General features: G+C 69.7%; 23 protein-coding genes and 1 tRNA gene. 11 read left to right on the top strand and 13 right to left on the bottom strand.

Annotated elements, in window-relative coordinates; translation table 11 throughout:
* The first annotated feature begins 314 nt into the window (after positions 1–314).
* From HXX10_RS13560 to HXX10_RS13550, 3 genes are all read left to right on the top strand, one after another.
* A complete protein-coding gene (locus tag HXX10_RS13560) occupies positions 315–989 on the top strand; it encodes a response regulator transcription factor (protein ID WP_296522882.1) in 675 nt (224 codons plus the stop codon).
* A 33-nt stretch (positions 990–1,022) separates the two neighbouring features.
* Positions 1,023–2,447, top strand: a complete 1,425-nt coding sequence (locus tag HXX10_RS13555; RefSeq protein WP_296522881.1) for an ATP-binding protein — start codon at positions 1,023–1,025, stop codon at positions 2,445–2,447.
* Between the two features lie 228 nt (positions 2,448–2,675).
* Positions 2,676–2,939, top strand: a complete 264-nt coding sequence (locus tag HXX10_RS13550; RefSeq protein ID WP_296522879.1) for a hypothetical protein — start codon at positions 2,676–2,678, stop codon at positions 2,937–2,939.
* Positions 2,940–2,963: 24 nt separating this feature from the next.
* On the opposite strand, the gene HXX10_RS13545 is transcribed toward HXX10_RS13550, so the two are convergent.
* From HXX10_RS13545 to HXX10_RS13505, 9 genes are all read right to left on the bottom strand, one after another.
* Positions 2,964–3,476: a hypothetical protein gene (locus HXX10_RS13545; RefSeq protein ID WP_296522877.1), complete on the bottom strand. Its 513-nt coding sequence runs from the start codon at positions 3,474–3,476 to the stop codon at positions 2,964–2,966.
* A gap of 58 nt (positions 3,477–3,534) precedes the next feature.
* A complete protein-coding gene (locus HXX10_RS13540; protein WP_296522875.1) occupies positions 3,535–4,677 on the bottom strand; it encodes a response regulator in 1,143 nt (380 codons plus the stop codon).
* 193 nt (positions 4,678–4,870) lie between these two features.
* Complete coding sequence (locus HXX10_RS13535) at positions 4,871–5,275, bottom strand: response regulator (RefSeq protein ID WP_296522873.1); 405 nt, start codon at positions 5,273–5,275, stop codon at positions 4,871–4,873.
* A complete protein-coding gene (locus tag HXX10_RS13530) occupies positions 5,272–7,143 on the bottom strand; it encodes a hybrid sensor histidine kinase/response regulator (protein ID WP_296522871.1) in 1,872 nt (623 codons plus the stop codon). Before HXX10_RS13530 ends, HXX10_RS13535 begins: the two co-directional genes overlap by 4 nt.
* 150 nt (positions 7,144–7,293) lie before the next feature.
* On the bottom strand, positions 7,294–7,911 hold the full coding sequence (leuD, locus tag HXX10_RS13525) for a 3-isopropylmalate dehydratase small subunit (protein ID WP_296522870.1): 618 nt from the start codon (positions 7,909–7,911) through the stop codon (positions 7,294–7,296).
* A 3-nt stretch (positions 7,912–7,914) separates the two neighbouring features.
* Positions 7,915–9,321, bottom strand: coding sequence for a 3-isopropylmalate dehydratase large subunit (locus HXX10_RS13520; protein ID WP_296522869.1), 1,407 nt, complete (start codon positions 9,319–9,321; stop codon positions 7,915–7,917).
* A 7-nt stretch (positions 9,322–9,328) separates the two neighbouring features.
* Positions 9,329–10,228, bottom strand: a complete 900-nt coding sequence (locus tag HXX10_RS13515) for an isocitrate lyase/PEP mutase family protein (RefSeq protein ID WP_296522867.1) — start codon at positions 10,226–10,228, stop codon at positions 9,329–9,331.
* Positions 10,229–10,246: 18 nt separating this feature from the next.
* Positions 10,247–11,221, bottom strand: coding sequence for a tripartite tricarboxylate transporter substrate binding protein (locus tag HXX10_RS13510; RefSeq protein WP_296522866.1), 975 nt, complete (start codon positions 11,219–11,221; stop codon positions 10,247–10,249).
* 45 nt (positions 11,222–11,266) lie between these two features.
* Positions 11,267–12,097: a GntR family transcriptional regulator gene (locus tag HXX10_RS13505; protein WP_296522864.1), complete on the bottom strand. Its 831-nt coding sequence runs from the start codon at positions 12,095–12,097 to the stop codon at positions 11,267–11,269.
* 294 nt (positions 12,098–12,391) lie between these two features.
* Between HXX10_RS13505 and HXX10_RS13500 the strand changes: the two genes are divergently transcribed.
* The gene (locus HXX10_RS13500; protein ID WP_296522862.1) at positions 12,392–12,640 is read left to right on the top strand and encodes a hypothetical protein; all 249 of its coding nucleotides are present in this window, start codon (positions 12,392–12,394) and stop codon (positions 12,638–12,640) included.
* A 167-nt stretch (positions 12,641–12,807) separates the two neighbouring features.
* Here HXX10_RS13500 and HXX10_RS13495 read toward each other — a convergent pair whose 3' ends face one another.
* The 3 genes from HXX10_RS13495 to HXX10_RS13485 all read right to left on the bottom strand — a co-directional run bounded on the left by HXX10_RS13495 (position 12,808) and on the right by HXX10_RS13485 (position 15,157).
* Positions 12,808–13,371 carry an NADPH-dependent FMN reductase gene (locus tag HXX10_RS13495; protein ID WP_296522861.1) on the bottom strand — a complete coding sequence of 188 codons (564 nt, stop codon included), beginning with the start codon at positions 13,369–13,371 and terminating at the stop codon, positions 12,808–12,810.
* Positions 13,372–13,462: 91 nt separating this feature from the next.
* Positions 13,463–14,971, bottom strand: a complete 1,509-nt coding sequence (locus HXX10_RS13490) for a glycosyltransferase family 1 protein (protein ID WP_296522859.1) — start codon at positions 14,969–14,971, stop codon at positions 13,463–13,465.
* Positions 14,972–15,080: 109 nt separating this feature from the next.
* Positions 15,081–15,157 (bottom strand) — tRNA-Pro (locus HXX10_RS13485).
* Between the two features lie 62 nt (positions 15,158–15,219).
* On the opposite strand from HXX10_RS13485, the gene HXX10_RS13480 reads away from it, so the two are divergent.
* From HXX10_RS13480 to HXX10_RS13470, 3 genes are all read left to right on the top strand, one after another.
* The gene (locus tag HXX10_RS13480) at positions 15,220–16,233 is read left to right on the top strand and encodes an L-threonylcarbamoyladenylate synthase (RefSeq protein WP_296522857.1); all 1,014 of its coding nucleotides are present in this window, start codon (positions 15,220–15,222) and stop codon (positions 16,231–16,233) included.
* A 217-nt stretch (positions 16,234–16,450) separates the two neighbouring features.
* Complete coding sequence (locus HXX10_RS13475; RefSeq protein WP_296522855.1) at positions 16,451–17,875, top strand: FAD-binding oxidoreductase; 1,425 nt, start codon at positions 16,451–16,453, stop codon at positions 17,873–17,875.
* Between the two features lie 67 nt (positions 17,876–17,942).
* Positions 17,943–18,542, top strand: a complete 600-nt coding sequence (locus tag HXX10_RS13470) for a HupE/UreJ family protein (RefSeq protein WP_296522853.1) — start codon at positions 17,943–17,945, stop codon at positions 18,540–18,542.
* Positions 18,543–18,576: 34 nt separating this feature from the next.
* Here HXX10_RS13470 and HXX10_RS13465 read toward each other — a convergent pair whose 3' ends face one another.
* Entirely contained in the window at positions 18,577–19,662 is a 1,086-nt protein-coding gene (locus HXX10_RS13465; RefSeq protein ID WP_296522852.1) for a transporter, read from the bottom strand.
* 465 nt (positions 19,663–20,127) lie between these two features.
* Here HXX10_RS13465 and HXX10_RS13460 point away from each other — a divergent pair, with 465 nt between their 5' ends.
* The 4 genes from HXX10_RS13460 to HXX10_RS13445 all read left to right on the top strand — a co-directional run bounded on the left by HXX10_RS13460 (position 20,128) and on the right by HXX10_RS13445 (position 26,844).
* The gene (locus HXX10_RS13460; RefSeq protein ID WP_296522850.1) at positions 20,128–21,405 is read left to right on the top strand and encodes an anaerobic sulfatase maturase; all 1,278 of its coding nucleotides are present in this window, start codon (positions 20,128–20,130) and stop codon (positions 21,403–21,405) included.
* A gap of 55 nt (positions 21,406–21,460) precedes the next feature.
* A complete protein-coding gene (locus HXX10_RS13455; protein WP_296522848.1) occupies positions 21,461–23,137 on the top strand; it encodes an arylsulfatase in 1,677 nt (558 codons plus the stop codon).
* Positions 23,138–23,275: 138 nt separating this feature from the next.
* Complete coding sequence (locus tag HXX10_RS13450; protein WP_296522847.1) at positions 23,276–24,349, top strand: HAD family hydrolase; 1,074 nt, start codon at positions 23,276–23,278, stop codon at positions 24,347–24,349.
* 32 nt (positions 24,350–24,381) lie between these two features.
* On the top strand, positions 24,382–26,844 hold the full coding sequence (locus tag HXX10_RS13445) for an arylsulfatase (protein ID WP_296522845.1): 2,463 nt from the start codon (positions 24,382–24,384) through the stop codon (positions 26,842–26,844).
* Positions 26,845–26,856 lie beyond the last annotated feature (12 nt).

Here is a 26,856-nt window from a genome sequence, read left to right as displayed (position 1 = left end):
CCCGAGAAGGCGCCGGAACGCATCCCGGAGCGGGTCACCGAGCGCAGCCGCGAGGCCACGGCCGCCATCGCGGCGGCCGCGCCGGACGCGGCCGAGCCGAAGCGGGCCCCTGGCCGCGGCCTGTTCGGCTGGAGCCGGTAGGGCGGGGCCGCAACGTCGCGGGCGACAGCGGCAAAGTGAGGCGCGGGCGGGCAAATTCCCGCCCGTCTGGCGAACCGCCCCGACTGTGCTATGTCCTCGTCCGATCCGTGCCGCTCGGGCCATCGGGGGCTCGCAGGCACGGCCGCAACAGGCGGCAGAGTGTCGGGCCGAAGATGCGTGTGCTGATCGTCGAGGACAACGAGGAGCTGGCCAGGCTGGTGGTCGGCGGGCTCGCCAAGGCCGGCCATGTCGCCGACCATGCGGCGACCGCCGGCGAGGCGCGCCACATCCTGGCGGTCGGGACCTACGACGCCGTGATTCTCGATCTCGGGCTGCCCGACGCCGACGGCCTCGCCATCGTGCGCGAGATGCGGGCCCGGCAGGACCCGACCGCCATCCTGGTGCTGACCGCGCGGGCGGGCGTCGACGACCGGGTCGAAGGCCTGCGCAGCGGCGCCGACGACTATCTGGTCAAGCCGTTCGCCTTCGAGGAGCTGGTGGCGCGGCTGGAGGCGCTGTCGCGGCGGCCGCGCGCCATGCAGGGCATCCTGCTGACCATCGCCAATCTGGGCCTCGACACGGCCGGCCGCCAGGCCTTCGTCGACGAGGTGCCGCACGTGCTCTCGGCCCGCGAGCTCGCCGTGCTCGAGATCCTGATGCGGCGCAAGGGACGGGTGGTGCCGAAGAAGCTCGTCGAGGATCAGCTCTTCGGCGCTGCCGGAGATCTCTCCTCCAACGCCGTCGAGGTCTATGTCCACCGGCTGCGCAAGCAGCTCGCCGAGTGCGGGGCGCGCGTCACCATCCACACGGTCCGCGGCGTCGGCTACATGATCGCCGAGGCCAAATGAACGCGACGGCCAAATGATCGCGAAGGACGAGTGATGCTGCGCGCCCGCTCGATCGTCAGCCGCATCCTGTGGATGCATGTGATGGCGGTCGGCACGATCGCCGTGCTGGTGCCGCTGTCGCTCTATTTTCTGCTCGTCGCCGAGACCACCAGCCTGCACCGCGAGTCGATGCGCGAGCAGGCCGATCGCCTCGCCGCGCGCCTGTCGCTGGTCGACGGCCGCTGGCGGCTGACGCTGCCGCAGGAGCTGCAGGACGTCTATTCCGAGGCCTATGGCCGCTACGCCTATGCGATCGTCGACGCCGACGGCGCCGTGCTGTTCTCCTCGCATAACGCCGAGCAGCGGATCTTTCCCGACGCGCCGCGCTCGTCGGAGCCCGAGTTCCTGCAGGTCCAGCGCGCGTACAGCAGCCTCTCGGGCGTCGTCATCCCGAAGGCCGACGGCGACCGCACCGTCTATATCGAGGTCGCCGAGAATCTCTCGCATCGCGACGTGCTGATCGACGACATCGTCTCGAACTTCATCCCGCGCGTCGCCTGGATCACGCTGCCGATCCTGCTGCTGCTCCTGGGGGTCGAGACCCATGTGGTGCGGCGGGTGTTCCGCCCGGTCTGGGCGGCCTCGCAGCGGGCCCGCGAGATCTCGCCGCGCCGCACCGACATCCGCCTCTCGCTGCAGGACATTCCGAACGAGATCGCGCCCCTCGTGGTGGCCGTCAACGAGGCGCTCGACCGGCTCGAGCAGGGCTTTCGGGTGCAGCGCGAGTTCACGGCGGATGCGGCCCACGAGCTGCGCACGCCGATCACCATCCTGCGCACCCGCATCGACACGCTCGGCGACGACCGCGTCGCCGAGCCGCTGCGCCGCGATCTCGAGACGATGACGCGGGTCGTCACCCAGCTCCTGGAGATGGCCGAGGTCGAGAACATGGCGCCGGGCGACGGCGAGCGGGCCGATCTGCGCGCCGTCGCGGCCGACGTGATCGGCTTCCTGGTGCCGCTGGCGATCACCCAGGAGCGCAGCATCGCGCTGTCCGGGGTCGAGGAGCCGGTCTGGGTCGCCGGCCACGGCGAGGTGATCGCGCGGGCAATCCGTAACCTGATCGAGAACGCCATCCGGCACACGCCGGCCGGCACCGTGGTCGAGGTCTCGGTCGAGGGAGACGGTTCCGTCCAGGTGTGCGACGAGGGGGCCGGCATCGACGAGGCCGAGCGCGAGCTCCTGTTCCGCCGCTTCTGGCGCCGCGACCGCAAGCGCTCCGGCGGCGCCGGCCTCGGCCTGTCGATCGTCAAGCGGATCATGGATCTGTGCGGCGGCTCCGTCGCTGTCGCCAATCGGCCCGAAGGCGGCGCCTGCTTCATGCTGCGGTTCCGCCTGGCGGTCGGATCCGGCGAGGCCCGCGCCCCGGCGCGGCCGGAGCCGCAGCACGCCGGCGACGCCGCCACCCACGATGCGTGACGGATGTCGCGGGGCCGCACGGCTCGGTTTTCGGGCAATCGTCAGTCTCGTGTAAGCAGCCCGTAAGGCCGGCGTAAGTCGAATGCGCTAGTCTCGCGTCGCCTTCGCCCCGCGCCCCCCGCTCGGCGAAGACCGCGCCCCCCCGTCCCACCGGATCCCGCCGGTGCCTCGCCGCGGCCGTGCCCCCGATCCCGGTCTTCAGGGACAGATGTCCAGGGAAGCGATCCGATGAAAGCTCTTTTGCTCTATACGGTGTTCGTCGCCATCGGCGCCGTCCTGTCGGCCGTGGTCGGCTACAACGTCGAGCGGCAGGTGTCGGAAGCGGCCGGGCTCATCGTGTTCCTGGCGATGTTCTTCTCGAACTTCGTGGTGTCCTGGATTTTCGTCATCCTGGCGATCGACCGCACGCTCAAGAACGCCTATGGCCGCGCCGAGCAGCTCGCGATCGAGAAGGATGGCCGCACGGCGGCCTCCGGCCGCGCCGCGTCCTGACACCGCACGCGTTCTGAAAGGGCTCTAATTCGCCTCGGGCTCATCGCCCGCCGCGATGACGGCGAGCAGGCGGCGGGCTCCGAAGCGGTCGCGTGGATCGAGCTCGACGACCTTTTCCAACGCCCGGCAGCCATCCTCGGTCCGGCCGAGCCGCGCGCTGCAATAGCCCCATGCCAGCAGCGCCTGCAGATACAGGCTCGGCGCGTCGTCGAGGTCGGAGAACGCCGCGTCCTCGGGCCGCACCAGGCGCCAGTCCGTCGCGACATTGAGGCGGCGCGCCGACTGCACGACAATGGCGGCTGCGTGCGGAAGCGCCTCGGCCAGACGGTGATTGTAAAAATAGAAGCGGTAGGCGGCGAGGCGTGCCTCGACATCGTCGGGCGCGAGGGCGAGCGCCATCGTCACGGCGCGCTCGGCCGTCGCGGGATCGGAGCGCGCGCACGGCGCGCCCGCCAGCAGGTCCGAGATGGCGGCCGCGTCGTCCTCACCGATGTCGCGCCGGCCTTCGTTCTGCTGACGTTCGCCGAGAACCCGCATCGCCCCGCCGTGTCCGATTCGAGACAGAACCCACCTTATGCAAGCCGCGGACCGGTGGTCACGGCGGCGTGCGCCAGCGCAGCGCATCGTAGGCCGGCACCGGCCGCTGGAATCCCTTCAGCTCGAGCGCGCCGATCGCAGCGACCTCGCAGTCGGCCTCGACCTCGGCGAGCACCCGCTGGCTGATCAGCACTTGGCCGGGCCGCGCCGCCGCGCACAGCCGGTGGGCGAGGCTGACCACGCTGCCGATCGCCGTGTATTCGCGGCGGCGGTCGAAGCCGATCTCGCCGAGCGTCGCATAGCCGAGCGCGACCGACGCGCCGAAGCCGATCTCGTGGCCACGCTTGCGCCAGGCCTCGCCGAGCTGCGCCATCGCATCGCGCATCTCCAAGGCGAGCCTGACGCCGCGCGCCGCATGGTCGGGGCAGGGCAGGGGGTCGTTGAAGATCACCATCACGCCGTCGCCGGCGAAACGCTCGAGCGTGCCCTCGCGGCGGAAGATCAGCTCGCCGACGGTCTCGTGATACTCGCGCAGCACCGCCATCACGTCCTCGGGCTCGGACGTCTCGGTCAGCACCGTGAAGCCGCGCAGGTCGCAGCACACCACCGTGATCTCGCGCCGGTGGCTGTCGAGCACGGTCGGGTCGTCGCTGCGCGACACCAGCTCGGCGATCTGCGGCGGCAGGAAACGCCGCAGCCGGCCGATCCGCTCGATCTCGGCGACCTGGGCGGCGACGCGCGCCTCCAGCGAGCGGTTGGCGGCGGCGAGCGCCTCGGCCTGCTCGGCGAGCTGGGCCGCCTGCGCCTGGGAGAGATCGTTGAGCGCCTTGATGCGCAGGAGCGAGCGCACGCGCGCGACCAGCGCCGCCTGGTCGAACGGCTTTGTCAGATAGTCGTCGGCGCCCGCCTCCAGCCCGGCCACCACGTCGCGACTGTCGGCCTTGGCCGTCACCAGCACGACCGGCACGAAGCGCAGCGTCGCGTCGGCCTTGAGTACTTTCAGCACCGCGATGCCGTCGAGCTTCGGCATCATGACGTCGAGCAGCACGAGATCGGGCGCCTCGGCACGGGCGCGCAAAAGGCCCTCCTCGCCGTCGGCCGCCGTGATCACCTGGTAGCCGCGCGCCTCCAGGCGCGTGCGAAGAATCTCCAGATTCTCCGGGGCATCGTCCACGGCGAGAATTTTGGGCGGATCGTGCATGGGAGGCCCGCTTCACCTCCCCCTGGGCAGCGCGGCGGAGCCGCGCCGGGGAGGTCGGACCGCGAAGCGGTCCGGGAGGGGGTGATCGGCGAAGCCGGCGTTTGGGGCTTCACCCCACCCCGGTCGCGCGCTGACGCGCACGCCCGACCCTCCCCCTCCAGGGGAGGGTGAAAGTATCGAGCACTGCGCGGCGTCATCCACGATCGATACCCTTCGCTGGCCCGGCCGGGGTCTCGCGCGCCAAAAGCTCCTTCACCGTGGCGAGGAGCTGGCGTGGGCTGAAGGGCTTGGCCACATAGGCGTCGCAGCCGGCGGCGCGGGCTTTCTCCTCGTCGCCGGACAGCGCGTAGGACGTCACGGCAACGATCGGGGTCTTCGCCATCGCCGGATCGGCCTTGATGCGGCGCGCCGCGTCATAGCCGTCGACGATCGGGAGCTGCATGTCCATCAGGATCAGGTCCGGCTTCTCGGACAACGCCAGCGCGACGCCGCGCTCGCCGTCGCCGGCCTCGGTCAGCGTGAAGCCGGCATGGGTGAGCAGATCGCGAAGAATGCGGCGATTGTCCTCGGTGTCCTCGACGACGAGAATATGCGTCATGACGCCACTCCCGCGGCGCCCGGTGCTCCCGGGCCGGTCGCCCGTACCGGCAGCACGATGGTGAACGCGGAGCCGATCCCGACCTCCGATTCGAGCCGGATGACGCCGCCGTGCATCTCGACGAGCCGCCGCGCGATGGCGAGGCCGAGGCCGGTGCCGCCTTTCTGCCGCGTGTTGGAATTGTCCACCTGCTGGAACTCGTCGAAGATGCGCTGGCGGTCTTCCGGCGCGATGCCGGGCCCGGTGTCGCGCACCGCCACCTCGAACGCGTCACTGCTCGCGCCCACGCGGATGTCGACGCTGCCGCGCTCGGTGAACTTGATGGCGTTGCCCACGATGTTGAGGAACACCTGGGTCAGCCTCCTCTCGTCGCCGTGCCCGATCGGAAGATCGTCGGCAATCTGGGTCGTCAGCGCAAGGCCCTTGGCGCGGGCGAGCGATTCGGTCGATGCCACCACTTGCTCGACCACGCCGCGCATCGAGTAGGCGTCGAGCACCAGCGCGAGCTGGCCGGCCTCGATCTTCGAAAGGTCGAGCACGTCGTTGATCAGGCCGAGCAGATGGCGGCCGTTCGCCTGCACGCGCTCCAGCACGTCGACGGCCTTTTGCGGCATCTCGCCGTAGAGCCCGTCGACCAGAAGCTCGGCATAGCCCAGCACGGCGTTGAGCGGCGTGCGCAGCTCGTGGCTCATATTGGCGAAGAACTGCGACTTGTGCTCGTTGGCGATCTGGAGCTGGCGGCCGCGCTCGGCGAGCTGGCGGGTGCGCTCCTCGACGGTCTGCTCCAGCCGCGCATAGGACTGGTCGAGCTGCGCCGCCATGCGGTTGAACTCGTCGGCGAGCGCCTCGATCTCGTCGCCGGTGCGCACCTCGATGCGGTGCCCGAACTCGCCGGCGCCGAATTTTCCGACGCCCGCCGCCAGGGCGCGGATCGGCACCACCATGCGGCGGGCCAAGAGCACGCCGGCCAGGACGGCGAGCGCGATGCACAGCAGGATCAGGCCGCCGATCCGCAACAGCAGCACGTAGAACGGCTTGAACGCCTCGGCGAGCGGCTGCTCGACGAACACCAGCCAGTCGGTGCGCGGGACGGCGACGGCGGCGGCCAGCACCGAGCGGTCGCCGAGGTCGCGCCCGAAGGCGGCGAGCGCCGAGCGGTCGCCGGCCGGCTGGTCGGCGACGTCGGCCGTCACCTCGACGACCTGCGGCAGGCCGCCGAGATCGCTGCCGCGCGGCGCCTTCAGGAGATCGGAGCCGGCCAGCAGCCGGCCCTTGGCGCCGAGCACATAGGCGTAGCCCTGGTCGCCGATCGCGAAGGGGGCGACGAGATCGCGCAGGAAGCGCAGGTCCACCTCGGCGACCGTGACGCCGGCATACTGGCCGGAATGCGCCATCGCGATCGAGATGTAGGGATCGACCTCGTTGCGGAAATAGACCGGCCCGATCCACACCTGCCGGGCCAGCGCCTGGAGGAAGCGCGGGTCCTGGGCGTAGTCGGTGCCGGCGATCGCCTCGACGGTGAAGCGCGAGACCCGCAAGAGCTCCTTGCCGTTGCCGTCGATCTGCATCAGCTCGTCGATGGCCGGGACCTGCTGGAGCAGCAGCATGTAGTCGTTGCGGCGCTGCTCCACCCCGGCGCTCGCCCGCGTCGTCCAGGCGATCTGGCGCTCGATCTCGGCGATCTGCTGGGCGATGCGGGCGGCCGCCGCCTCCGCCTTCTCGCTCTCCGCCTTGACCACCGCGGCGGTGGTCTCGCGATACGTGAAGGCCATCTCGAGGACGCCGTTCACCAGCAGGACGAACACCGCGAATCCGACGAAAGTGCCGACATACTTGCCGAACAGTCCGCCGCGCAGGCGTGTCCTCATGCTGCTTCCCTGGTCCGGCGCCGCGGCCGCCCCGCCCCTTGACGGGCCGGAGTATAGCCGCAAGCTGCCGCCGGCACACGTCGACGTACGGGGCGGGCATGGGCGAATCCGGGCGGCGAATCAGGGCCGCGTCGGAGCCCGTGCTCCGCGTCAGCGCGGCCGCCAGATCCAGGGTCGGTCCTGCCGGTCGCGCGCCTGGAAGGCCTCGATCGCGCCGCGGTGGCGCAAGGTGAGGTCGATCGCGTCCAGGCCCGACAACAGGCCTTCGCGCTCGTCGGCGTCGATGGCGAAGGGCAGCGGACGCTCGTCGAAGCCCCGGATCTCGCAGGCCTGCAGGTCGACCACGAGGTGAAGCGGTGCGGCTTCGGCGGCGGAAGCCAGGGCCAGCACGTCCGCCTCCGGCAGCTCGACCGGCAGCAGCGCGTTGCGCAGGCAGTTGTTGCGGAAGATGGCGCCGAAGGACGGGGCGATCACGCAGCGGATGCCGAACTGGTGCAGCGCCCAGACCGCCATCTCGCGCGACGAGCCGCAGCCGAAGTTTTCGCCGGCGATCAGGATTTTGGCGCGGCGGAACGGGTCGCGGTTGAGCACGAAGTCGGGGTTCTCGCGCCGGGCGCCATCGAGATAGCGCCAGGGCGCGAACAGCTTGTCGGCGAAGCCGGTGCGCTCGGGCGAGGTGATCTCGCGCGACGGGATGATGATGTCGGTGTCGATGTTCGGGCGCAGCAGCGGCGCCGCGATGCCCTCGACCCGGAGCAGCGGTTCCATGGCTCAGATCCTCTCGATGACCCGCGCGTCGGCGATGCGCCCGGCGATCGCCGAGGCGGCCACGGTCGCCGGGCTGGCGAGGTGCGTGCGCACGCCCGGCCCCTGGCGGCCCTCGAAATTGCGGTTGGTGGTGCTGATCACCCGCCTCGCGCCGCCGAAATCGTCGGCGCCGCTGAAGAAGCACAGCGAGCAGCCGCTCTTGCGCCACTCGAAGCCGGCCTCGGTGAAGATGCGGTCGAGCCCCTCCGCCTCGGCGGCGGCACGCACCTGCATGGATCCCGGAACAACCAAAGCTTTCAGGCCGACCGCGACTTTTCGCCCGCGCAAAACCGCGGCGGCCTCGCGCAGATCCGGCAGGCGGCTGTTGGTGCAGGAGCCGATGAAGGCGGCCTCGATCGGCGTGCCGAGCAGCGGCGCGCCGGGCTGCAGGTCCATGTAGGCGAGCGCCCGCTCCATGGCGGCGCGGCGCTGCCGGTCGGGCGCGTCGGCGGGATCCGGCACGGCCTGATCGATCGCCACGGCCTGCTCGGGGCTGGTGCCCCAGGTGAGCTGCGGCGCCAGCGTCGAGGCGTCGATGCTGCGCGTCTCGTCCCACACTGCATCGTCGTCGGAGACGAGGGTGCGCCAATGCGCGACCGCCCGGTCCCACACGGCTCCCTCGGGCGCGAAGGGTCGGCCGGCGATCCAGTCGATGGTGGTGTCGTCCGGCGCGACCAGCCCGGTCCAAGCGCCGAACTCGACCGTCATGTTGCACAGGGTCAGCCGGCTCTCGATGCCGAGCGCCCGCACCGCCTCGCCCGTGAACTCGATGGCGCAGCCCTGGCCTCCCTCGACGCCGAAGCGCGCGATCAGCGCCAGGACCAGATCCTTGGCGCCGACGCCGGCGCCCAGGCGGCCGTCGAAGCGGATCTGCATGCGGCGTGGCGCCGGTCGCACCAGCGTCTGGGTCGCCACCGCGTGCTCGCCCTCGGTCGAGCCGATGCCCCAGGCGAGCGCGCCGATACCGCCCAGCGTGCAGGTGTGGCTGTCGGGACAGACCAGCGTGCAGCCCGGCAGCGCGATGCCCTGCTCGGGCGACACCACGTGGACGATGCCCTGGCGCGGGTCGTCGAGATCGAAGGCCCGGATGCCCGCCTGCGCGATGCGCTGGCGGAAGGTCTCGATGAAGGTACCGCCGCCGGCCGTGCTCTCGCTGCGGGTCGGCTTGGTGTCGACGGTGTGGTCCATCACGCCGAACACGAGGCCGGGCTGCGCCGGCCGCCGCCCGGCGGCGGCGAGCCCGCCCAAGAGCGCCGGTCCCATGCGCTCGTGCAGAAAGATGCGGTCGATGTGCAGGAGCGCGCGGCCGCCGCCGAGCTCGGCGACGACATGGGCGTCCCAGATCCGGTCGATGACGGTGCGGCCTGCCATGGTGGCCTCAGCTCCCGGCGGTCTGCGGTTCGGGACGAAGCCCGGCGAGGTGGCGCTTCTCCAGCGCGAACACCTCGTCGAAGCCGACCAGATGCTTGAGGTCGTCGAACGGCGCCACCAGCCCGGCGCTGCCGGCGATGCCGCCGTGCTGGCGAAGCGCCGCCAGCGCCTGCCGCATGCCCTGGATGGCGCCCAGCACCGTGGTCAGCGGCAGGCTGACGCGCGCCACCCCGATCGCCTGCATCTCGGCGAAGCCGAAGTCGCGCGGCGAGCGCCCGCCCTCGACCAGATTGATGGCGACCGGCCCGCGGATCGCGCGCACCGCCTGCTCGGTCAGCGCCTTCGACGTCATGCCGTCGATGAACACCATGGTGGCGCCGGCCTCCAGATAGGCGTTGCCGCGGCGGATCACCTCGTCGATGCCGGCCACGGCGAGCGCGTCGGTGCGGGCGTTGATGACGAAGTCGGGATCGGTGCGCGCCTCGGCGCAGGCGCGGATCTTCGCCACCGCTTCGTCGAGCGGCACGATGGTCTTACCGTCCAGGTGGCCGCAGCGCTTCGGCATCACCTGGTCCTCGATGTTGATGCCGGCGGCGCCGACGCGCTCGAAGGCGCGCACCGTGTACCAGGCGTTGACGGCGTTGCCGAAGCCGGTGTCGCCGTCGGCCATCACGGGCAGCGCGACCGCGTCGACCATCCGCTGGGTGATGGCCAGCATGTCCGAGAACGACAGGAAGCTGTAGTCCGGCAGTCCCAGATACGTGCCCGACATGGCGAAGCCCGAGCACTGCACGGCCGCGAAGCCGGCCTCCTGGACGATCCGCGCCGAGAGCGGGTCGAAGGCGCCGGGCATCACCAAGAGGTCGGGGGCCAGGATCAGCTCCTTGAGCCGGGTGGTCTTACGCATGTGTTTGTCCTCGCGTGCTCATTCGGGCTCGATGCCGAAGGCCTTGACCTGCGACACCCGGTGCTTCAGGTCCGATTCGAGGAAAGCCGTGAAGGCCTCCGTCCCGCTGCCGTCGACGATGCTGCCGTCCGCCTCCAGGCGCGCCCTCAGCTTGGAGTCGCTCAGCGCCTTGAGGATGCCGGCGTGGATCCGGGCGGTCAGCTCGGGCGGCATCCCGGCCGGCCCCAGCACGCCGAACCAGCCCTGATTGCTGGTGTAGTTCGGCACCGCGTCGGTGATCGGCGGCGTCTGGGCCAGCACCGGCACGCGCGTCGGCCCGGTCACGGCCAGCGCCCGCAGCTTGCCGGCCTCCAGCAGCGTCCGGGTGGTGCCGACCGGCGCGAACATCAGGTCGACATGGCCGGCCATCACGTCGGTCACGGCCGGCGACGTGCCCTTGAACGGCACTTGGGTCACCTTGAGCCCGGTGGCGGCGGCGAACTCGTAGGTGTCCATGTGCAGCGACGATCCGGTGCCGCCGATCGCGAACACCAGGTCCTGGCCGTCGGTCTTGGCGCGGGCGGCCAGGTCGCGCAGGTCCTTGGCCGGATGGTCCGGCCGCGCCACCAGCACGCTCGACACCTTGGCCAGCAGCGTGATCGGCGTGAAGTCGGCGACCGGATCGTAGCCCGGCTTGCGGAACAGGGCGGCGTTGATCGTGTGGCTGGTGAACGACACCAGCAGCGTGGTGCCGTCGGGGGTGGACCGCGCCACCTCGAGCGCCGCCAGCTTGCCGCCGGCGCCCGCCTTGTTCTCGACGACCACGGGCCGGCCCATCGCCCTGCCCAGCTCGTCGGCGATGCCGCGCGCCAGCATGTCGGTGCTGCCACCGGGCGAGGCGCCGACGATGAGCTTCATCGGGCTGGTCGACACGCTCTGGGCCTGGGCGGCCGGCGGCGGCGCGGCGGCCAGCAGCGATGCGGCGGCCAGCCAGGAGACGAGGAGGGATTTCATCGGGAACATCCGCTCGTTGGGTGTTGGGGGGACAGGCCGTGCCGGTCAGCCGCGTTCGGAGATCACCTCGACGCGAGCGGCGCGGGGCTCACGCGAGAGCTGCAGTCGATACTGGTAGCGTTCGGGCCGATACCGGCCGACGAAGTGCATCACCGGGCGGCCGGCGGCGTCGAACAGCGTGCGCCGCGCTTCCAGCAGCGGGGCGCCCAGCGGCACGTCGAGCTCGGCGGCGACCGCCGGCTCGGCCGCGCAGGCCGACAGCGTCTCGTCGGCGCGCTCGACGCGCACGCCCTGCGACTTCAGCCAGCTCAGCAGTGGGCGCGCCGTCAGCTCGCGCCGGCCGAGGCCGCGTCCCAGCGCGGTCGGCAACCACGCCATCGTGTAGGAGATCGGGCGCTGGTCGAGGGTGCGCTGGCGCACGATGCGCAGCACCGGTGCCCCGTCGTCGAGCTGCAGCGCGGCGGCGACGGCGGGCACCGCCGCCACCGGACCGAACTCCAGCACGCGGGCCCGGCTGCGCAGGCCCAGCGACAGGATGCTGTCGAACAACACGTCGAAGGCGTCGACCGCGTCGCTTCGGCTCGGGGCCGGCGCCGGCTCGGTGACGATGGTGCCGCGGCCCTGCTCCCGCCGGATCAGGCCGTCGCGCTGCAATGCCGCCAGCGCCGAGCGCACCGTGACGCGGGCGACGCCGAACTCGGCCGCCAGGTCGCGTTCCCCGGCGAGCAGCGATCCGCGCGGATAGCGTCCGTCGAGGATGCGCTGCCGCAGCACCAGATGGACGTTGTGGTAATGGTGCAGCGGCGCAATCGCCGTCGCGCGCGGCCGCTGGCGGCGTGACGCGACGGAGGTCGGGGGGGTCGGTTGCGTCGGCATGGCGAGGCACGTTAGGAACGGCCGCTGGTTCCGTCAATGGAACCAGTTGGTCCGGTCGCCGCCGCGCCGCGGCCGGTTCGCCACAGGTTGCCGGCCCGGCGGGAGCGCCATGCGCGAGGGAGCGAGGGAGCGATCTGGGTCCGGGACGCGAGACCGAACGCACCCGACCACGAGCGGTCCAGTCGTGTCGCCGTGTGACCCGTCTCACGGAACCGGACTGCGCAGCCGAGCTAGATACGGCCAAGTGAAACGTCGCATGGGCCGGCCGTGTCCGCGCCCGCGGAGGACTCCGCCATGACCCCCCGATCGCGCCGGATCCGGTCCGCCTGCGGTCTCGCCCTCGCCGTCGCCCTGATGCTCGCCGGCAACGTCGCTCCCGTCGTGGCGGCGCCCGTCCCGGAGCAGCGCGCCGCCTGCACCAGCGACGTGTTCCGGCTGTGCGGCGCCGAGGCGCCGCGGGTCGATCAGATCATCGCCTGCCTGAAGAAGGCCCGCCCCAGCCTCAGCCCGGCCTGCCGCGCCGTCGTCGATGCGAAGGGGTGACACGAACTCCGGCTGATCAGGTCTCGGTCATTCCGGGGCGCAGCAAAGCCGCGAACCCGGAATCCAGCAACACATTCGGCGTTCTCGGCTGGATTCCGGGTCCGGCGCTTCGCGCCGTCCCGGAATGACCGAGTTTCCTGTCCGGCTTTGTTATGGTCGCTGTCCGCTCACCCGCGCAGCGGCTTGAGCGCCTCGGCCCACTTCTTCAGCTCGTCGAGAACCTCCTTGGAGGCCGTCTTCTGGATGTCGTTCGGGGTGAAGGTGCCGTCCTTGATCTGCTGCGCCACGAACGGGACCACGACGGCCTCGAGGATCGGCATCACCTTCAGCGTGGTGAGGATCAGCTTGGTCATCTGCACGGCGCGGATTCCGCCCGAGACGCCGCCGTAGCTGACGAAGGCGGCCGGCTTGTAGCCCCACTCCGAGTAGACGAAGTTCAGCGCATTCAGCAGCGCCGGCGTCGGGCCGAAATTGTACTCGGGCGTCACCAGCACGTAGGCGTCGGCGGCCGCCACGCTCTCGCTCCACGCCTTGGTGTGGGCGTGCTCGTACTTGCGCATCCGCGGATGGTTCGGCTCGTCGTAGATCGGCAGGGCGAAGTCGGCGAGGTCGACAAGATGGGCGTCGAAGCCGCCATGCGCCTTGGCGATGTCGTGGAACCAGCGGGCGACGACGGGGCCGACCCGGCCCGGGCGGGTGCTGGCGACGATGGTGTGCAGGCGAAGCGTCACGGAGATCTCGCTTTTTGTCCGGTGGATGGAACGGATGACAGGCATCGGCCCTGATTAGGGAGCCGGAGCGCGCGTCCGCAAGAAGGTACCTTCAGGAAACCTGACCCCGGACGCGGGCTGCCGCGGCGCTCGCGTCGGCGTCCGTGCTGGCCGAAACCGCCAGCAGGGCCTCGATGCGGCCAAAGATCAGGGCTGCGGCCTCGGTCCAGCCGGGATGGCGGAACGAGGTCCGGATCGTCTGCTCGTAGGGCGCGCGGGCGGAGGGATCCTCGATCCAGCGGCGCAGGGTCGAGAACCAGACGTCGGCGTCCTCCGGGTCGAGGCAGGGCGAGAACGGCCCGGCGACCTCGGGCAGCGAGCCGCCCGTCGAGGCGATCACGGCCTTGCCGAGATGGAACGCCTCGACCAGCGGCAGCCCGTAGCCCTCGTAGCGCGACGGATAGAGGCCGAAGGCGGCGCCCGCCTGCAGCGCCCGCATGGTCGAGTCGTCGATCCGGTCGAGCCGCAGCAGGGTGCCTTGCAGGCGGGTATCGGTGTCGAGCGCGCGCACCAGGTCGTCGACCATCCAGCCGGGACGGCCGACAAAGGCCAGCTTGAAGCCGGTTTTTTGGGGGATGCCGGCCTCGAGCAGGCGCAGCCACACCGCGTAGAGCAGCCGGTGGCCCTTGCGTGGCTCGATGGTGCTGACGAACAGCGCGAATTTTTGCGGCTCGAGGCCGTGCGGCAGCGCCCCGGCCGCCGGCGCGGCAGCGCCGCCCGGGGCCGCCGTGGCGGCCGGGATGTCGGCGCCGAGCGGCACCACGGTGGTCTGCCGCAGCGGCAGGCCGCGGCTCGCGCACCAGGTCTGCACGTCGGCCTCGACCCGGCGCGAGTTGACCAGCACCAGGTCGGCGGCCGGGAAGGCACCCTCGAAATAATGCGTGAAGCTTTCGACGTCGTGCGGCTTGTAGAAGTCCGGGAACAGGATCGGGATGATGTCGTAGCAGACGAGCGCGAGGCGGAACGGCGTCGCCTGCTTCTGGGCCCGAATCGCGTCGATGTCGGTGTGCGACCAGCCGGCGCCGGCGCACAGCAGGATGTCGTCGGGCCGGAATTTTATCGGCTCGCTTTTCAGCGCATCGAGCGGGACGAAGTCGCGCCGCGAGCCGTCCGGCTTCACCATCAGGCCGCGATATTTCCCGGCGATCAGCGGCGCCTGCAGGCGCGCGAGGCGTTCCGCCGCCGCGGGGCTCGTCGCGGCGAGCCGCCGGCGCTCCAGCGTCTGCAGCAGCATGTGGCGCGACTGCAGCAGCCAGCGGGCGGCCGGCCGGAGAAATTTCGGGATGCGGTCGCTCTTGCGCCGCCCGACCCGGCCCGGATCGCGCAGCCCGAGCGTGTCGAGCACGGCGTCGCCGGCCAGGAATTTTTGCGCGATGGCGCGGTCCAGCAGCCGGTATTGCCTGGTGTCGGGATCGAAAAAGACGGCATGCGCGGTGGGGAGGGTCGCGAAGGCATAGCGGGCCAGCTCGCGCTCGACGCGCAGGATGCCGACCGGCGAGCCGGCCCAGCGCAGGCTCCACGACAGATCGAGAAGAAGCCGCGGCGCCGCTTCGATCACCATCGCAGGCGCGTTCGCCTCTGGGGGCGGCCCTCTCAGCCGGCGGCCCTCGTTGACTCGCGACGTCCGGCGGGCCTACGCCCTCGGCCGGCAGTCGCGTCGTTCGGCGGAATGGTCGGAGTGGCAGGATTTGAACCTGCGACCCCCTCGTCCCGAACGAGGTGCGCTACCAGACTGCGCTACACTCCGTCCCGCCGGCGAGGACGGACTTATAGCCAAGGGATTCTGTGCCGGCAAGCACGGGAGACGATGTGACGGCAATGATATTGACGCGCGTGCTGGCGGCAGGGCCCGAAGCGGCCGCAACCGGCGCGCGCACGCTCCTGGCCGGCGGCCTGGTCGCCTTCCCGACCGAGACGGTTTACGGGCTCGGCGCCGACGCCACCAATGCAAAGGCGATCGCCCGGCTCTATGCGGCCAAGGGCCGGCCGCGCTTCAATCCGCTGATCGCCCATGTGCCGGATACGGCTGCGGCGCAGGCGCTGGGGCGCTTCGACGAGGCGGCGCAAAAGCTCGCGGCGGCATTCTGGCCGGGGCCGCTGACCCTGGTGGTGGCGAAGGCCGAAGGCTGCCCGGTCGCCGATCTCGCCACCGCCGGACTCGACACGCTCGCCCTGCGGGTGCCCGATCATCCCGTCGCCCAGGCCCTGCTTTTCGCCTGCGGCCGCCCGGTCGTGGCCCCCTCCGCGAATCGCTCCGGCCATGTCTCGCCCACCACCGCGGCCCATGTGGTCGCCGATCTGGCCGGGCGCATCGACCTCGTCATCGACGGCGGGCCGACCCCGGTCGGGCTCGAATCGACCATCGTGGTCTGCCTCGGCGGGACGCCGCGGCTGCTGCGCCCCGGCGGTCTTCCGCGCGAGGCGCTGGAGCAGGTGTTGGGGGCGCCGCTCGCCGACCCGGTTCAGCCGGCGGCCGATCCGGGGCCGGGCCTCGTGCCGGAGGCCGGCCCGATCGCTCCCGGCATGCTGGCCTCCCACTATGCGCCGCGGGCAAAAATACGCCTGCGCGCGACCGCGGTCGCACCCGGCGAGGCGCTGCTCGCCTTCGGCCCGGCGCTGCCGCAAGGCGCAGGCGACGCCGTGCGGGTGCTGAACCTGTCGCCGCACGGCGACCTCGCCGAGGCGGCGGCGGCGCTCTTCGCCCATCTGCGGGCGCTCGATGCGTCGGGTGCCGCCGTCATCGCGGTCGCGCCGATTCCCCGCCACGGTCTCGGCGCTGCCATCGCCGACCGCCTCGCCCGCGCCGCCGCCCCGCGGGGGTGAGGCTCCGTTCCTTCACCCTCCCCTGGAGGGGGAGGGTCGACAGCCGAAGGCTGTCGGGGTGGGGTGAGGCCGCAAACACCGGCTTCGCCGATCGCCCCCTCCCGCCGAGCTCCGCTCGGCGACCTCCCCGGCGCGGCTTCGCCGCGCTGCCCAGGGGGAGGTGAAGGTCGGCCCTGCCATCCACACGCCCGCAAGAACGCGCTAAAGTCCGGTCCACATGAACAAGCCATTCCGAAAAACCCTTGCCGCCGAGCAGATCGCCCGCTTCGTCGCCATCGTCGGCGAGCGCCACGCCGTCACGGATCCGGCCGAGCAGGAGGCCTTCCTGGTCGAGCCGCGCGGCCTCTATCACGGCCATACGCCGCTGGTGCTGCGGCCGGGCTCCACCGACGAGGTCGCCGCGATCCTGACGCTCGCCAGCGCGCTCGGCGTGCCGGTGGTGCCGCAGGGCGGCAACACCGGCCTGGTCGGCGGCCAGATCCCGTTCGCGGGCGAGATCCTGCTGTCGCTCAAGCGGCTCGACCGCATCCGCGACATCGACCCCGCCTCCAACACCATGACGTGCGAGGCCGGCGTGGTGCTGCAGACGGCGCAGACGGCGGCCGCGGCGGTCGACCGGCTGTTCCCGCTGTCGCTCGGCGCCGAGGGGAGCTGCACGATCGGCGGCAACCTCTCGACCAATGCCGGCGGCACCGCGGCGCTCGCCTACGGGGTCGCCCGCGACCTCGTGCTCGGGCTCGAGGTGGTGCTGCCCGACGGGCGCATCTGGCACGGCCTCAACAAGCTGAAGAAGGACAACACCGGCTACGAGCTCAAGCACCTGTTCATGGGCGCCGAGGGCACGCTCGGCGTCATCACGGCGGCCGTGCTGAAGCTGTTCCCGGCGCCGAAGTCGGTGGAGACCGCCTTCGTCGGCCTCTCTTCGCCCGAGGCGGCGCTGGCGTTGCTCGGCCTGGTGCAGGAGCGCGCCGGCGGCAATGCGACCAGCTTCGAGCTGCTCGCCCGCATCTGCATCGAGTTCGCCGTCGAACACGGCATCGGCATGCGTGATCCGCTCGCCTCGATCCACCCCTGGTACGTGCTGGTCGAGCTCTCGTCGGGCGGCCGCACCGGCCTGCGCGACGTGATGGAGGAGACGCTGGCGCTCGGCATCGAGCGCGGCCTCGTCACCGACGCCGTGATGGCGGAAAGCCTGGAGCACCGCAACGCCTTCTGGCGGCTGCGCGAGTTCGTCTCCGACGCGCAACGCTACGAGGGCGGATCGATCAAGCAGGACGTCTCGGTGCCGGTCGCCGCGGTGCCGGATTTCATCCGCGCAGCGACCGAAGCGGCCGAGCGCGTCGTGCCGGGTTGCCGGCCGGTGCCGTTCGGGCATCTCGGCGACGGCAACATCCATTTCAACGTCAGCCAGCCGGTCGGCGCCGACAAGGCGGCCTATCTGGCCCGCTGGGACGACATGTCGGACGCGGTGTTCGCCGAGGTGCTGGCCCGCGGCGGCTCGATCTCGGCCGAGCACGGCATCGGCGTTATGAAGCGGGACTATCTGCCGCGCGTGAAGGATCCGGTCGCGCTCGACCTGATGCGCACCTTGAAAGCGGTGCTCGACCCCAAGTCGATCCTCAATCCCGGCAAGGTGGTGTGAGGGGCGGCGCCGGCTTGGCCCGCGTCTTGCCCGGTGGGGATCGGATATCGAACGCCAGGAGACCTCGATGAGACATGTCCGCGATCTCGCCCGCACCGCGCCCCTGGTGGCGTTGGTCCTGCTCGCCGCCGCGACCGCCGCGTCGGCGCATGGGGAGCCGACCGCCCACGTTCACGGCTTTGCCGACGGCGTCATGCATCCGCTGCTCGGCCCCGACCATCTCGCCGCGATGCTGGCGGTCGGCCTGTGGTCGGCGACGCTCGGCGGGGTCGCGGTGCTGGCCGTGCCGGTTGCCTTTGTCGGGCTGCTCGTCGTCGGGGCGATCCTCGGCGCCACCGGTGTGTCGCTGCCGGCCGTGGAGCCGGTGGTGACCGGCTCGGTGATCGTGCTCGGCCTGCTGATCGCCCTGAGGGCCCGCCTGCCGGTCGTGCCGGCCGCCCTCTTGGTCGCCGTGTTCGGGCTGTTCCACGGCTGGGCGCACGGCGCCGAGATGCCGTCGGCTTCGAGCCCGTTCGCCTACGGGCTCGGCTTTGTCGCGGCGACCGCGATGCTGCATCTCGCCGGCATCGGCCTCGGCTTCGAGCTCGGGCGGATCACGTGGCCGCATGCGGCGCGGCTCGCCGGCGCATGCGTGGCCGGCGTCGGGGTGGTGCTCGCGCTGGGCTGACCGTTTCGGCCGCGGCGCGGCGGGCGGGGCGCCGTTATTTCAGCGACAGCCGCTTGGTCGGCGTGGCGGCCGGCGGGGGCGTGGCGGAGGCCGGCGACAGCACCAGCGTCAGCCAGACGTTCCAGCCCTCGGGCCGGTTCTCCGACTCGAACTCCTTGTAGGCCTTCAGATTGAGATAGCCCTGAACCTCGCCCATCGGCACGATATAGCCGATCTGGGCGCCGACGCTCGCCACCCGCGACTCGAAGCAGCCGACCCGGTCGCCGGAGCCGCTGTCGCAACTGATCTGTTGATAAAGGTACCCCACCAGACCGATCTGGAGCTGTTTTGTGAGGAACTGCGAGGCGCCCCAGTCGACATGGAGGTCGACGCCGTTCTGATACTGCGTGTCCGGGTTCTTGAAGTTGTAGGTGAGGCCGGCGACGGCCGAGAACTCGTGCCCGGTGGCGGGATTGAAATAGGTGTAGCCGAAGCCGCCGTCGACGGCGCCGTGGCCGATGCCGATATTGGCGAGCCGGCTCGGATCGTAGGCGCCGACCGGGATGTCGCCGGTGACGTAGGCCAGGTAATTGTTCACGCCGGCGTTCCACCGCATCATGAACTGCGGGTAGAGATCGCCCACGCCCGTCACGGCGCTGTCGACGCGGTCGAAGCGCGATCCGGACACCGCGAACGGTCCGACCAGCGCCGAGGCGTTGAGCAGCGCGTCGACACCGACGCTGTTGCGACCCGACACCATCATCATGCCGATGGTGGCCTGGCCGCCCAGCACGGGCGTGGCGAAGGTGTAGGACGGAGCCACCAGGGCGAGGTCGGCGTCGGCGCTCAGGCCCGCCTGGACGTTGGCGGAGATCGAGGCGGGAATCCGCCCGATCGTGATCTCGCGGGCGCGGGCGACCGACGCGCCGGCCGACACCGACGTGTGATAATACATCGAGGTCAGCGAGAAACCGGGCTGCTGCGGCGCCGCCGCGAGGCTGCCGAAAAGGCCCGGCAGCCAGAAGCTGACGCCGCCTTCGTCGGCCGATGCGCTCGCGCCGCCGAGCGCGAGCGTGGCGGCTACGATACCGGCCGAGGCGACGATCGAGCGGGTCGCGCTCCGTGTCTGCGTGCTGGTCATGCCGTTCCCCCTGCGTCGAGGCGCCGGATCGCCTCGCAAGATCGACCGTGCCGGCTTCCGGCGTGCCTGTCGTGGATGCGGGCGCGACAGCGCTGCCAGAAGGTAACCGTTTTCGATTGTGATCAAGCATAGGCTGCAGCGTCGAACGTGACCATGCAGGGGTCGAGTTCCGATGGGGCTATTGCCGAGTTTTCGACCGAGTGTAACCCGCCCGCCACGGCGACTCCGGACAGGCCCGGACTTGGACAGATAGGGATGGATTAACCCGGCCCTACCTCCAGGCCACCGCCGGCACGCGGCGTCGAAAACAATGTGCTGGCACGGTCGATTGCAATGGTTCTTGAGCGTATCACAAACCCGCGAGTCGGTGTCGTCGTCGGCGGTTAGGCCGAGACCCATACCATCGGCGTGCTACGGTGGCGCGCCGTCGCGGTCAGCGACATCATCCGTCATGTCTCGGTGCGTATGTCCGATTCAATCGACAAATACGATGCTCCGCTGACCTATGCTGCGCACGGAGCGCGGCGCTTTCACGCCATGGCCAAGCCGGCCGGATCGCGCTGCAATCTCGACTGCAAATATTGCTTCTATCTGAGCAAGGAGACGCTCCCCGGCGGGCCCGGTGCCGCCGACATGGACGGCGAGACGCTCGAGCTGTTCATCCGGAACTACATCGCCGGCGTCACCGGGCCGGAGGTCGTGTTCTCCTGGCAGGGCGGCGAGCCGACCCTGCGGGGCCTGGGCTTCTTCCACGAGGTCGTGGCGCTGCAGCGCAAATACGCCAAGGCCGGCCAGCGGATCGAGAACGACCTGCAGACCAACGGCGTGCTGATCGACGAGAGCTGGGCGCGGTTCCTCAAGGAGCATCGCTTCCTGGTCGGCCTGAGCATCGACGGGCCGCGCGAGCTGCACGACCCTTTCCGGGTCAACAAGGGCGGCGCCCCGACCTTCGACAAGGTGATGGCGGCGGCCGGCCTGTTGCGCCGCTTCGGCGTGCCGTTCGCGACGCTGACCTGCGTCCATCGCGGCAATGCCCGCCGGCCGCTCGACATCTACCGGTTCCTGCGCAGCGAGCTCGACGCCAAGGCCATCCAGTTCATCCCTATCGTCGAGGCGAAGGACTTCGAGACGACGGCGCCGCAGGCGCACGATCCGGCGCGGCTGCCGCTCAAGGACAGCCCGGCGGCGCATCCCGGCCATCCGGACTCGATCGTCACCGACTGGTCGGTCGATCCCGACGACTACGGCTACTTCCTGTCGCGGGTGTTCGACGAATGGCGCCGCAAGGACCTCGGCGTCGTTCTGGTCAACCACTTCGAGACCCTGGTGGCGCGCCATCTCGGCCTGCCGAGCCAGATCTGCATCTACGGCGAGTTCTGCGGCAAGGCGGTCGCCGTCGAGCACGATGGCAGCGTCTATTCCTGCGACCACTACGTCTATCCGGAGTACCGGCTCGGCTCGATGCGGGAGACGCCGCTCGCCGACATGGTGCTGTCACGCCGGCAGGTGAAATTCGGATACGCCAAGTCGGAGACGCTGCCGGCCTATTGCCGCGGCTGCGAGGTCTTGGCCGACTGCTGGGGCGAATGCCCGAAGAACCGGCTGATCCGCACGCCCGATGGCGAGCCGGGCCTCAACTATCTGTGCGCCGGCCTGAAGCGCTTTTTCATTCACGCCGGCCCCGAGGTCGACCGCATCGCGGCCGGCATCCGGGCCCGCCAGCCCGCGATCGTCCCGACCTGATCGGCAAGCCGTCATACCACAAGAACGGCATAACGTATTTCATGGAGGACCATATATGACGGCCAGACTGAGACTTCTCGGCTGCACAGCCGTGCTCGCATCCGTGTCGTTGTTGTGCGGGTCCGCCGTAGCCCAGCAGCCGGCGCGGCAGCCCGCGCCGCAGCCGGTCCAGCAACAGCAGCAACAGCCGCCGGCGGCGCAACCGCAGCGGCCCAACATCGTCGTCATCATGGGCGACGACATCGGCATCTGGAACATCGGCGCCTACAGCCGCGGCATGATGGCGGGCCGCACCCCGAACCTCGACAAGATCGCCGCCGAAGGCATGCTGTTCACCGACTATTACGCCGAGGCGAGCTGCACGGCGGGACGGGCGAACTTCATCACCGGCGAGCTGCCGGTCCGCACCGGTATGACCACGGTCGGCCAGGCGGGCGCGCCGACCGGCCTGCCGGCCGAGGCCGTGACGATCGCCACCACGCTCAAGGCGATGGGCTACGCCACCGGCCAGTTCGGCAAGAACCATCTCGGCGACAAGAACGAGTTCCTGCCGACCGTGCACGGCTTCGACGAGTTCTTCGGCTATCTCTACCACCTCGATGCGATGGAGGATCCCTGCCACCCGAACTATCCGCAGGAGCTGCGCAACCAGGTCGGCCCGCGCAACATGCTGCACAGCTTCGCGACCACGACCGACGACGCCACCGTCGATCCGCGCTGGGGCAAGGTCGGCAAGCAGAGGATCGAGGACAAGGGCGAGCTGTGCCCGAAGCGGATGGAGACGGTCGACGACGAGATCCGCGACCTCGCGCTCAACTTTGTCGAGAAGGCGAAGGCCGACAACAAGCCGTTCTTCCTGTGGCTCAACCCCACCCGGATGCACATCGTCACGCATCTGTCGCCGAAATACGAGGCGCTGCGCAACTCGACGAACGGCTGGACCATCCATGAAGCCGGCATGGCGCAGCTCGACGACGACGTCGGCCTGGTGATGAAGAAGCTCAAGGACATGGGCATCGACGACAACACCATCGTCATCTTCACCACCGACAACGGCACCGAGGTGTTCACCTGGCCGGATGGCGGCCAGACGCCGTTCGCGCAGAGCAAGGGCACCGTGATGGAGGGCGGCTTCCGGGCGCCGGCGATGATCCGCTGGCCCGGCAAGGTGCCGGCCGGCAAGATCGAGAACGGCGTCGTCTCCGGGCTCGACTGGTTCCCGACCCTGGTCGCCGCCGCCGGCAACCCCAACATCGTGGCGGAGCTGAAGCAGGGCAAGCAGCTCGGCGACCGCACCTACAAGGTGCATCTCGACGGCTACGACCAGACCAACCTGATCACCGGCAAGGGGCCGTCCAGCCGCAACGAGGTCTGGTACTTCGGCGAGAGCGAGCTCGGCGCGGTGCGGGTCGGCGACTTCAAATACCGCTTCATCGACCAGCCCGGCGGCTGGCTCGGCGCCAAGACCCGGCCCGACGTGCCCTATCTGATCAACCTGCGCCTCGATCCGTTCGAGCGAACCGGCTGGCCGGACGACGGCACCAAGTCGGGGTCACAGGAATACTTCCAGTGGTTCAAGTACGAGTTCTGGCGCTTCGTCTTCGTCCAGCAGCAGGTGGAAAAGCTCGCCATGACGGCGGTCGAGTTCCCGCCGATGCAGAAGGGCGCCAGCTTCAACCTCGACGCCGTCAAGGCGAAGATCGAGGCGGCCCGCAACGCGATGGCCAAGTAGGCTGACCGAAACGTCGTGGTGGACGGCCTGCTCCGGCAGGCCGTCCGCCCGGCCCTCTCGCAGGGCGCCGTTCGAGATGACGGCATCGCCGGTCCTGGGAATGCCCTGCGGACCGTGCGACGCCGAAGGGATCCGATCATGACGCGAGCCCGTGTGAATCCCGAAGTCAGTCGGCGCGCGCTGCTCGCCACGATGGCCACCGCGTCGATGGCCGCCGTGTCGATCGCCCCGGGACTGTCGTCGACCGCGGTCATCGCGCAGCCGGCGACCGCGGCCGACCCGCTGCCGTCCTGGACCGACGGCGCGGCGAAACGCGCCATCGTGGATTTCGTGCGCACCACCACCGACACGGCGCATCCGAGCTACGTGCCGCCGGCGGAACGCATCGCCACCTTCGATCAGGACGGAACGCTGTGGGTCGAGCAGCCGCTCTACACCCAGGTCGTCTACTGTCTGGAGCGGGTGCCGGCGGTCGTGAAGGCGAAGCCGGAGCTGGCGAAGCTGGAGCCGTTCAGGACGGTGCTGTCGGGCGATCGCGCCGCGATGGCGAAGCTGTCGCTGCCGGATCTGCACAAGATCCTCGCCGCCACCCTCACCGGCATGAGCGTCGACGACTTCAAGGCCGAGGCGACCCGGTGGATGGAAATGGCCCGGCATCCGCGCTGGAACCGCCCCTACACGGACCTCGCCTATCAGCCGATGCTCGAGGTTCTGAAATATCTGCGGGACAACGGCTACAAGACTTTCATCGTCACCGGCGGCGGCCAGGATTTCGTCCGCACCTATGCCGAGCGCCTCTACGGCATCCCGCCCGAGCAGGTGGTCGGCACCGCGGGCGGGACCAAGTTCGGCTACGACAAGGCGGGCAAACCGTTCCTGACCCGGGAACCGAGGATCCTGCTCAACGACAACAACGCCGGCAAGGTGGAAGGCATTCAACTGATGATCGGGCGCCGGCCCGTCGTCGCCTTCGGCAACTCGACGGGCGATCGCGAGATGCTGGAATACACCAAGGCCGGCGGCGGCGCCCGCCTGTCGTTGATCGTCCTGCACGACGACGCCGGGCGCGAATATGCCTACGGGCCCGCCAAGGGCCTGCCCGACAGCAAGGTCGGCACCTTCCCACAGACATTGCTCGACGCGGCGACCCGGCAGGGCTGGGTCGTGATCAGCATGAAGGACGACTGGCGACGCGTATTTGCGTTCGACTGACGACGAAGCATCGATAACGGAGGCGTTCCGCGATGACATCCCAGACCAAGGTTTCACGAGTCGGGCTCGTCGCCGGGTTGCTGCTTGGCGCGAGCTGGATCGCTCTGCCCGCAGCGGCTCAGCAGGTCACCGGCACGCCGGGCTCGCCCGGTGCCACGACGACGATCACCGGTCAGCAGCTCCCGCCGCCCGACCCGCCCTTCGGCGGCGTGATCAAGGAAAAAGCTTCCGAGTCGACTCCCTGGTGGGCGCCGCGCGTGGTGCCGCCGAAAGGCGCTCCTAACGTGCTGCTGATCATGACCGACGATGCCGGCTTCGGCGCGCCGAGTACGTTCGGTGGTGTTGTTCCGACACCGGCGCTCGACCGCATCGCGCGCGAGGGGCTGCGCTACACGAATTTTCACTCGACCTCGCTGTGTTCACCGACGCGGGCGGCGATTATCACGGGCCGCAACCACCATTCCGTTGGTTTCGGAGTGGTGGGCGAAATCGCAACCGGCTTTCCCGGCTACGACTCGATCATCCCGATCGAGAAGGGAACCGTCGGCACCATCCTGAAGGAGAACGGATATGCGACCTCGTGGTTCGGCAAGGACCACAACACGCCGTTCTACCAGGCGACCCAGGCCGGACCGTTCGATCAATGGCCGACCGGGATGGGCTTCGATTATTTCTACGGCTTCGTCGGCGGCGACGCCAGCCAGTGGCAACCGAACCTGTTCCGCAACACGACGGCCATCTACCCCTTCCAGGGCAATCCAGGATGGAACCTCACCACGGCCATGGCCGACGAGGCGATCCAGCACGTGAAAGGGCTCAAGGAGATCGCGCCGGACAAGCCGTTCTTCGTCTATTACGTTCCGGGCGGCACGCACGCGCCACATCACCCGACGCCGGAGTGGATCAAGAAGATCAGCGACATGCACCTCTTCGACGAGGGCTGGAACAAGATTCGCGAGAAAATCTTCGCCAACCAGAAGCGGCTCGGCATCATGCCCGAAAACGCGACGTTGACGCCGTGGCCGAAGGAATTGCCGGAATGGGACTCGCTCGGCTGGGAAGAGAAAAAGCTCTTCACCAGACAGATGGACGTGTACGGCGCCTATCTCGCCTACACGGACCACGAGATCGGCCGGGTGATCCAGGCAGTCGAGGAGATGGGCGAACTCAACAACACGCTGATCATTTACATCAGCGGCGACAACGGCGCGAGCGCGGAAGGCATGATCAACGGCACGCCGAACGAGTTCACCACCTTCAACGGTGTCGCCGTGCCGGTGAAGGACCAGTTCCTCTGGTATCCGTTCTGGGGCTCCGAGCGGACCTTCCCGCACTTTTCGGCTGGTTGGGCGTGGGCGATGAGCACGCCGTTCAAGTGGATGAAGCAGGTGGCGTCGCATTTCGGCGGGACGGCCCAGGGCGTCGCCATGTCCTGGCCCGGCCACATCACCGATGCGGGTGGCATCCGCCGTCAGTTTCACCACGTCATCGATATCGTGCCGACCATCCTCGAAGCCGCCGGCATTCCGGCGCCCGACACGATCAACGGCATCAAGCAGCACCCGATAGAAGGTGTGAGCATGGCGTACACGTGGAACAAGGCGAACGCCACTGCGCCCACGCGGCACACCACGCAATACTTCGAGATGCTCGGTAATCGCGCCATCTATCGCGACGGCTGGGTGGCGTGTACGACCCCAGTGACCCTCCCGTGGGAGCTGAGCAGCGCCACGCCGCCGGATGTCATCTCCGGCTACAAGTGGGAGCTCTACAACGTCCAGGAGGATCCCACCCAGTCCAACGACCTCGCTGCCCGCATGCCGGACAAGCTCAAGCAGATGCAGGACGTCTTCTACGCGGAGGCGAAGAAGTACAACGTGTTGCCGCTCGACAACTCGACGCTCGCCCGCTGGAACACGCCGCGGCCAAGCCTGACGGCGGGACGAACGGAATTCACGTATCGGGGCGGGCTGACCGGCGTGCCGCAGAGCGGTGCGCCGAGAATCCTGGACAAGGCCTACACCATCACAGCCGAGGTCACGATTCCGGACGGCGGCGCCGAAGGCATGATCGTCACCCAGGGCGGGCGCTTCGGCGGTTACGGCCTGCTTCTGAGCAAGGGCGAGTTCGGCTTCAATCGGGGCCGGGTGGTGTTTCTCTATAACCTGCTCGACCTCGAGCGCACCGTCTGGGAGGGGCCAGAATTGAGCGCCGGCAAGCACACGATTGTGTTCGACTTCAAGCCGGACGCGCCGGGTCTGGGCAAGGGTGGCACCGGCGTGCTCTCCGTCGACGGCAAGGAGGTCGACAAGAAGACCATCAAGCACACGACGCCGATCACGTTCCCGGAGGACGAGACCTTCGACGTCGGAGAGGACACCCGCACGCCGTTGGCGCTCATCGAGTATCGCTACGATGTGCCGTTCAAGTTCACCGGCAGGATCGACAAGCTGACCGTCAAACTCGAGCCGGAGCAGAGTGCCGGACGCCGCTAGGTGCCGTCGCCT

It is taken from the genome of Rhodoplanes sp., from assembly GCF_013377085.1.
Lineage (GTDB): Bacteria > Pseudomonadota > Alphaproteobacteria > Rhizobiales > Xanthobacteraceae > Rhodoplanes.
This window is presented reverse-complemented; position numbering and strand designations above follow the sequence as displayed.

Excerpts from the sequence above, each read along its gene's own strand:
- HXX10_RS13560 (WP_296522882.1), top strand. The coding sequence starts at position 315 with ATGCGTGTGCTGATCGTCGAGGACAACGAGGAGCTGGCCAGGCTGGTG.
- HXX10_RS13555 (WP_296522881.1), top strand. The coding sequence starts at position 1,023 with ATGCTGCGCGCCCGCTCGATCGTCAGCCGCATCCTGTGGATGCATGTG.
- HXX10_RS13550 (WP_296522879.1), top strand. The coding sequence starts at position 2,676 with ATGAAAGCTCTTTTGCTCTATACGGTGTTCGTCGCCATCGGCGCCGTC.
- HXX10_RS13545 (WP_296522877.1), bottom strand. The coding sequence starts at position 3,476 with ATGCGGGTTCTCGGCGAACGTCAGCAGAACGAAGGCCGGCGCGACATC.
- HXX10_RS13540 (WP_296522875.1), bottom strand. The coding sequence starts at position 4,677 with ATGCACGATCCGCCCAAAATTCTCGCCGTGGACGATGCCCCGGAGAAT.
- HXX10_RS13535 (WP_296522873.1), bottom strand. The coding sequence starts at position 5,275 with ATGACGCATATTCTCGTCGTCGAGGACACCGAGGACAATCGCCGCATT.
- HXX10_RS13530 (WP_296522871.1), bottom strand. The coding sequence starts at position 7,143 with ATGAGGACACGCCTGCGCGGCGGACTGTTCGGCAAGTATGTCGGCACT.
- leuD (WP_296522870.1), bottom strand. The coding sequence starts at position 7,911 with ATGGAACCGCTGCTCCGGGTCGAGGGCATCGCGGCGCCGCTGCTGCGC.
- HXX10_RS13520 (WP_296522869.1), bottom strand. The coding sequence starts at position 9,321 with ATGGCAGGCCGCACCGTCATCGACCGGATCTGGGACGCCCATGTCGTC.
- HXX10_RS13515 (WP_296522867.1), bottom strand. The coding sequence starts at position 10,228 with ATGCGTAAGACCACCCGGCTCAAGGAGCTGATCCTGGCCCCCGACCTC.
- HXX10_RS13510 (WP_296522866.1), bottom strand. The coding sequence starts at position 11,221 with ATGAAATCCCTCCTCGTCTCCTGGCTGGCCGCCGCATCGCTGCTGGCC.
- HXX10_RS13505 (WP_296522864.1), bottom strand. The coding sequence starts at position 12,097 with ATGCCGACGCAACCGACCCCCCCGACCTCCGTCGCGTCACGCCGCCAG.
- HXX10_RS13500 (WP_296522862.1), top strand. The coding sequence starts at position 12,392 with ATGACCCCCCGATCGCGCCGGATCCGGTCCGCCTGCGGTCTCGCCCTC.
- HXX10_RS13490 (WP_296522859.1), bottom strand. The coding sequence starts at position 14,971 with ATGGTGATCGAAGCGGCGCCGCGGCTTCTTCTCGATCTGTCGTGGAGC.
- HXX10_RS13475 (WP_296522855.1), top strand. The coding sequence starts at position 16,451 with ATGAACAAGCCATTCCGAAAAACCCTTGCCGCCGAGCAGATCGCCCGC.
- HXX10_RS13470 (WP_296522853.1), top strand. The coding sequence starts at position 17,943 with ATGAGACATGTCCGCGATCTCGCCCGCACCGCGCCCCTGGTGGCGTTG.
- HXX10_RS13465 (WP_296522852.1), bottom strand. The coding sequence starts at position 19,662 with ATGACCAGCACGCAGACACGGAGCGCGACCCGCTCGATCGTCGCCTCG.
- HXX10_RS13460 (WP_296522850.1), top strand. The coding sequence starts at position 20,128 with ATGTCCGATTCAATCGACAAATACGATGCTCCGCTGACCTATGCTGCG.
- HXX10_RS13455 (WP_296522848.1), top strand. The coding sequence starts at position 21,461 with ATGACGGCCAGACTGAGACTTCTCGGCTGCACAGCCGTGCTCGCATCC.
- HXX10_RS13450 (WP_296522847.1), top strand. The coding sequence starts at position 23,276 with ATGACGCGAGCCCGTGTGAATCCCGAAGTCAGTCGGCGCGCGCTGCTC.
- HXX10_RS13445 (WP_296522845.1), top strand. The coding sequence starts at position 24,382 with ATGACATCCCAGACCAAGGTTTCACGAGTCGGGCTCGTCGCCGGGTTG.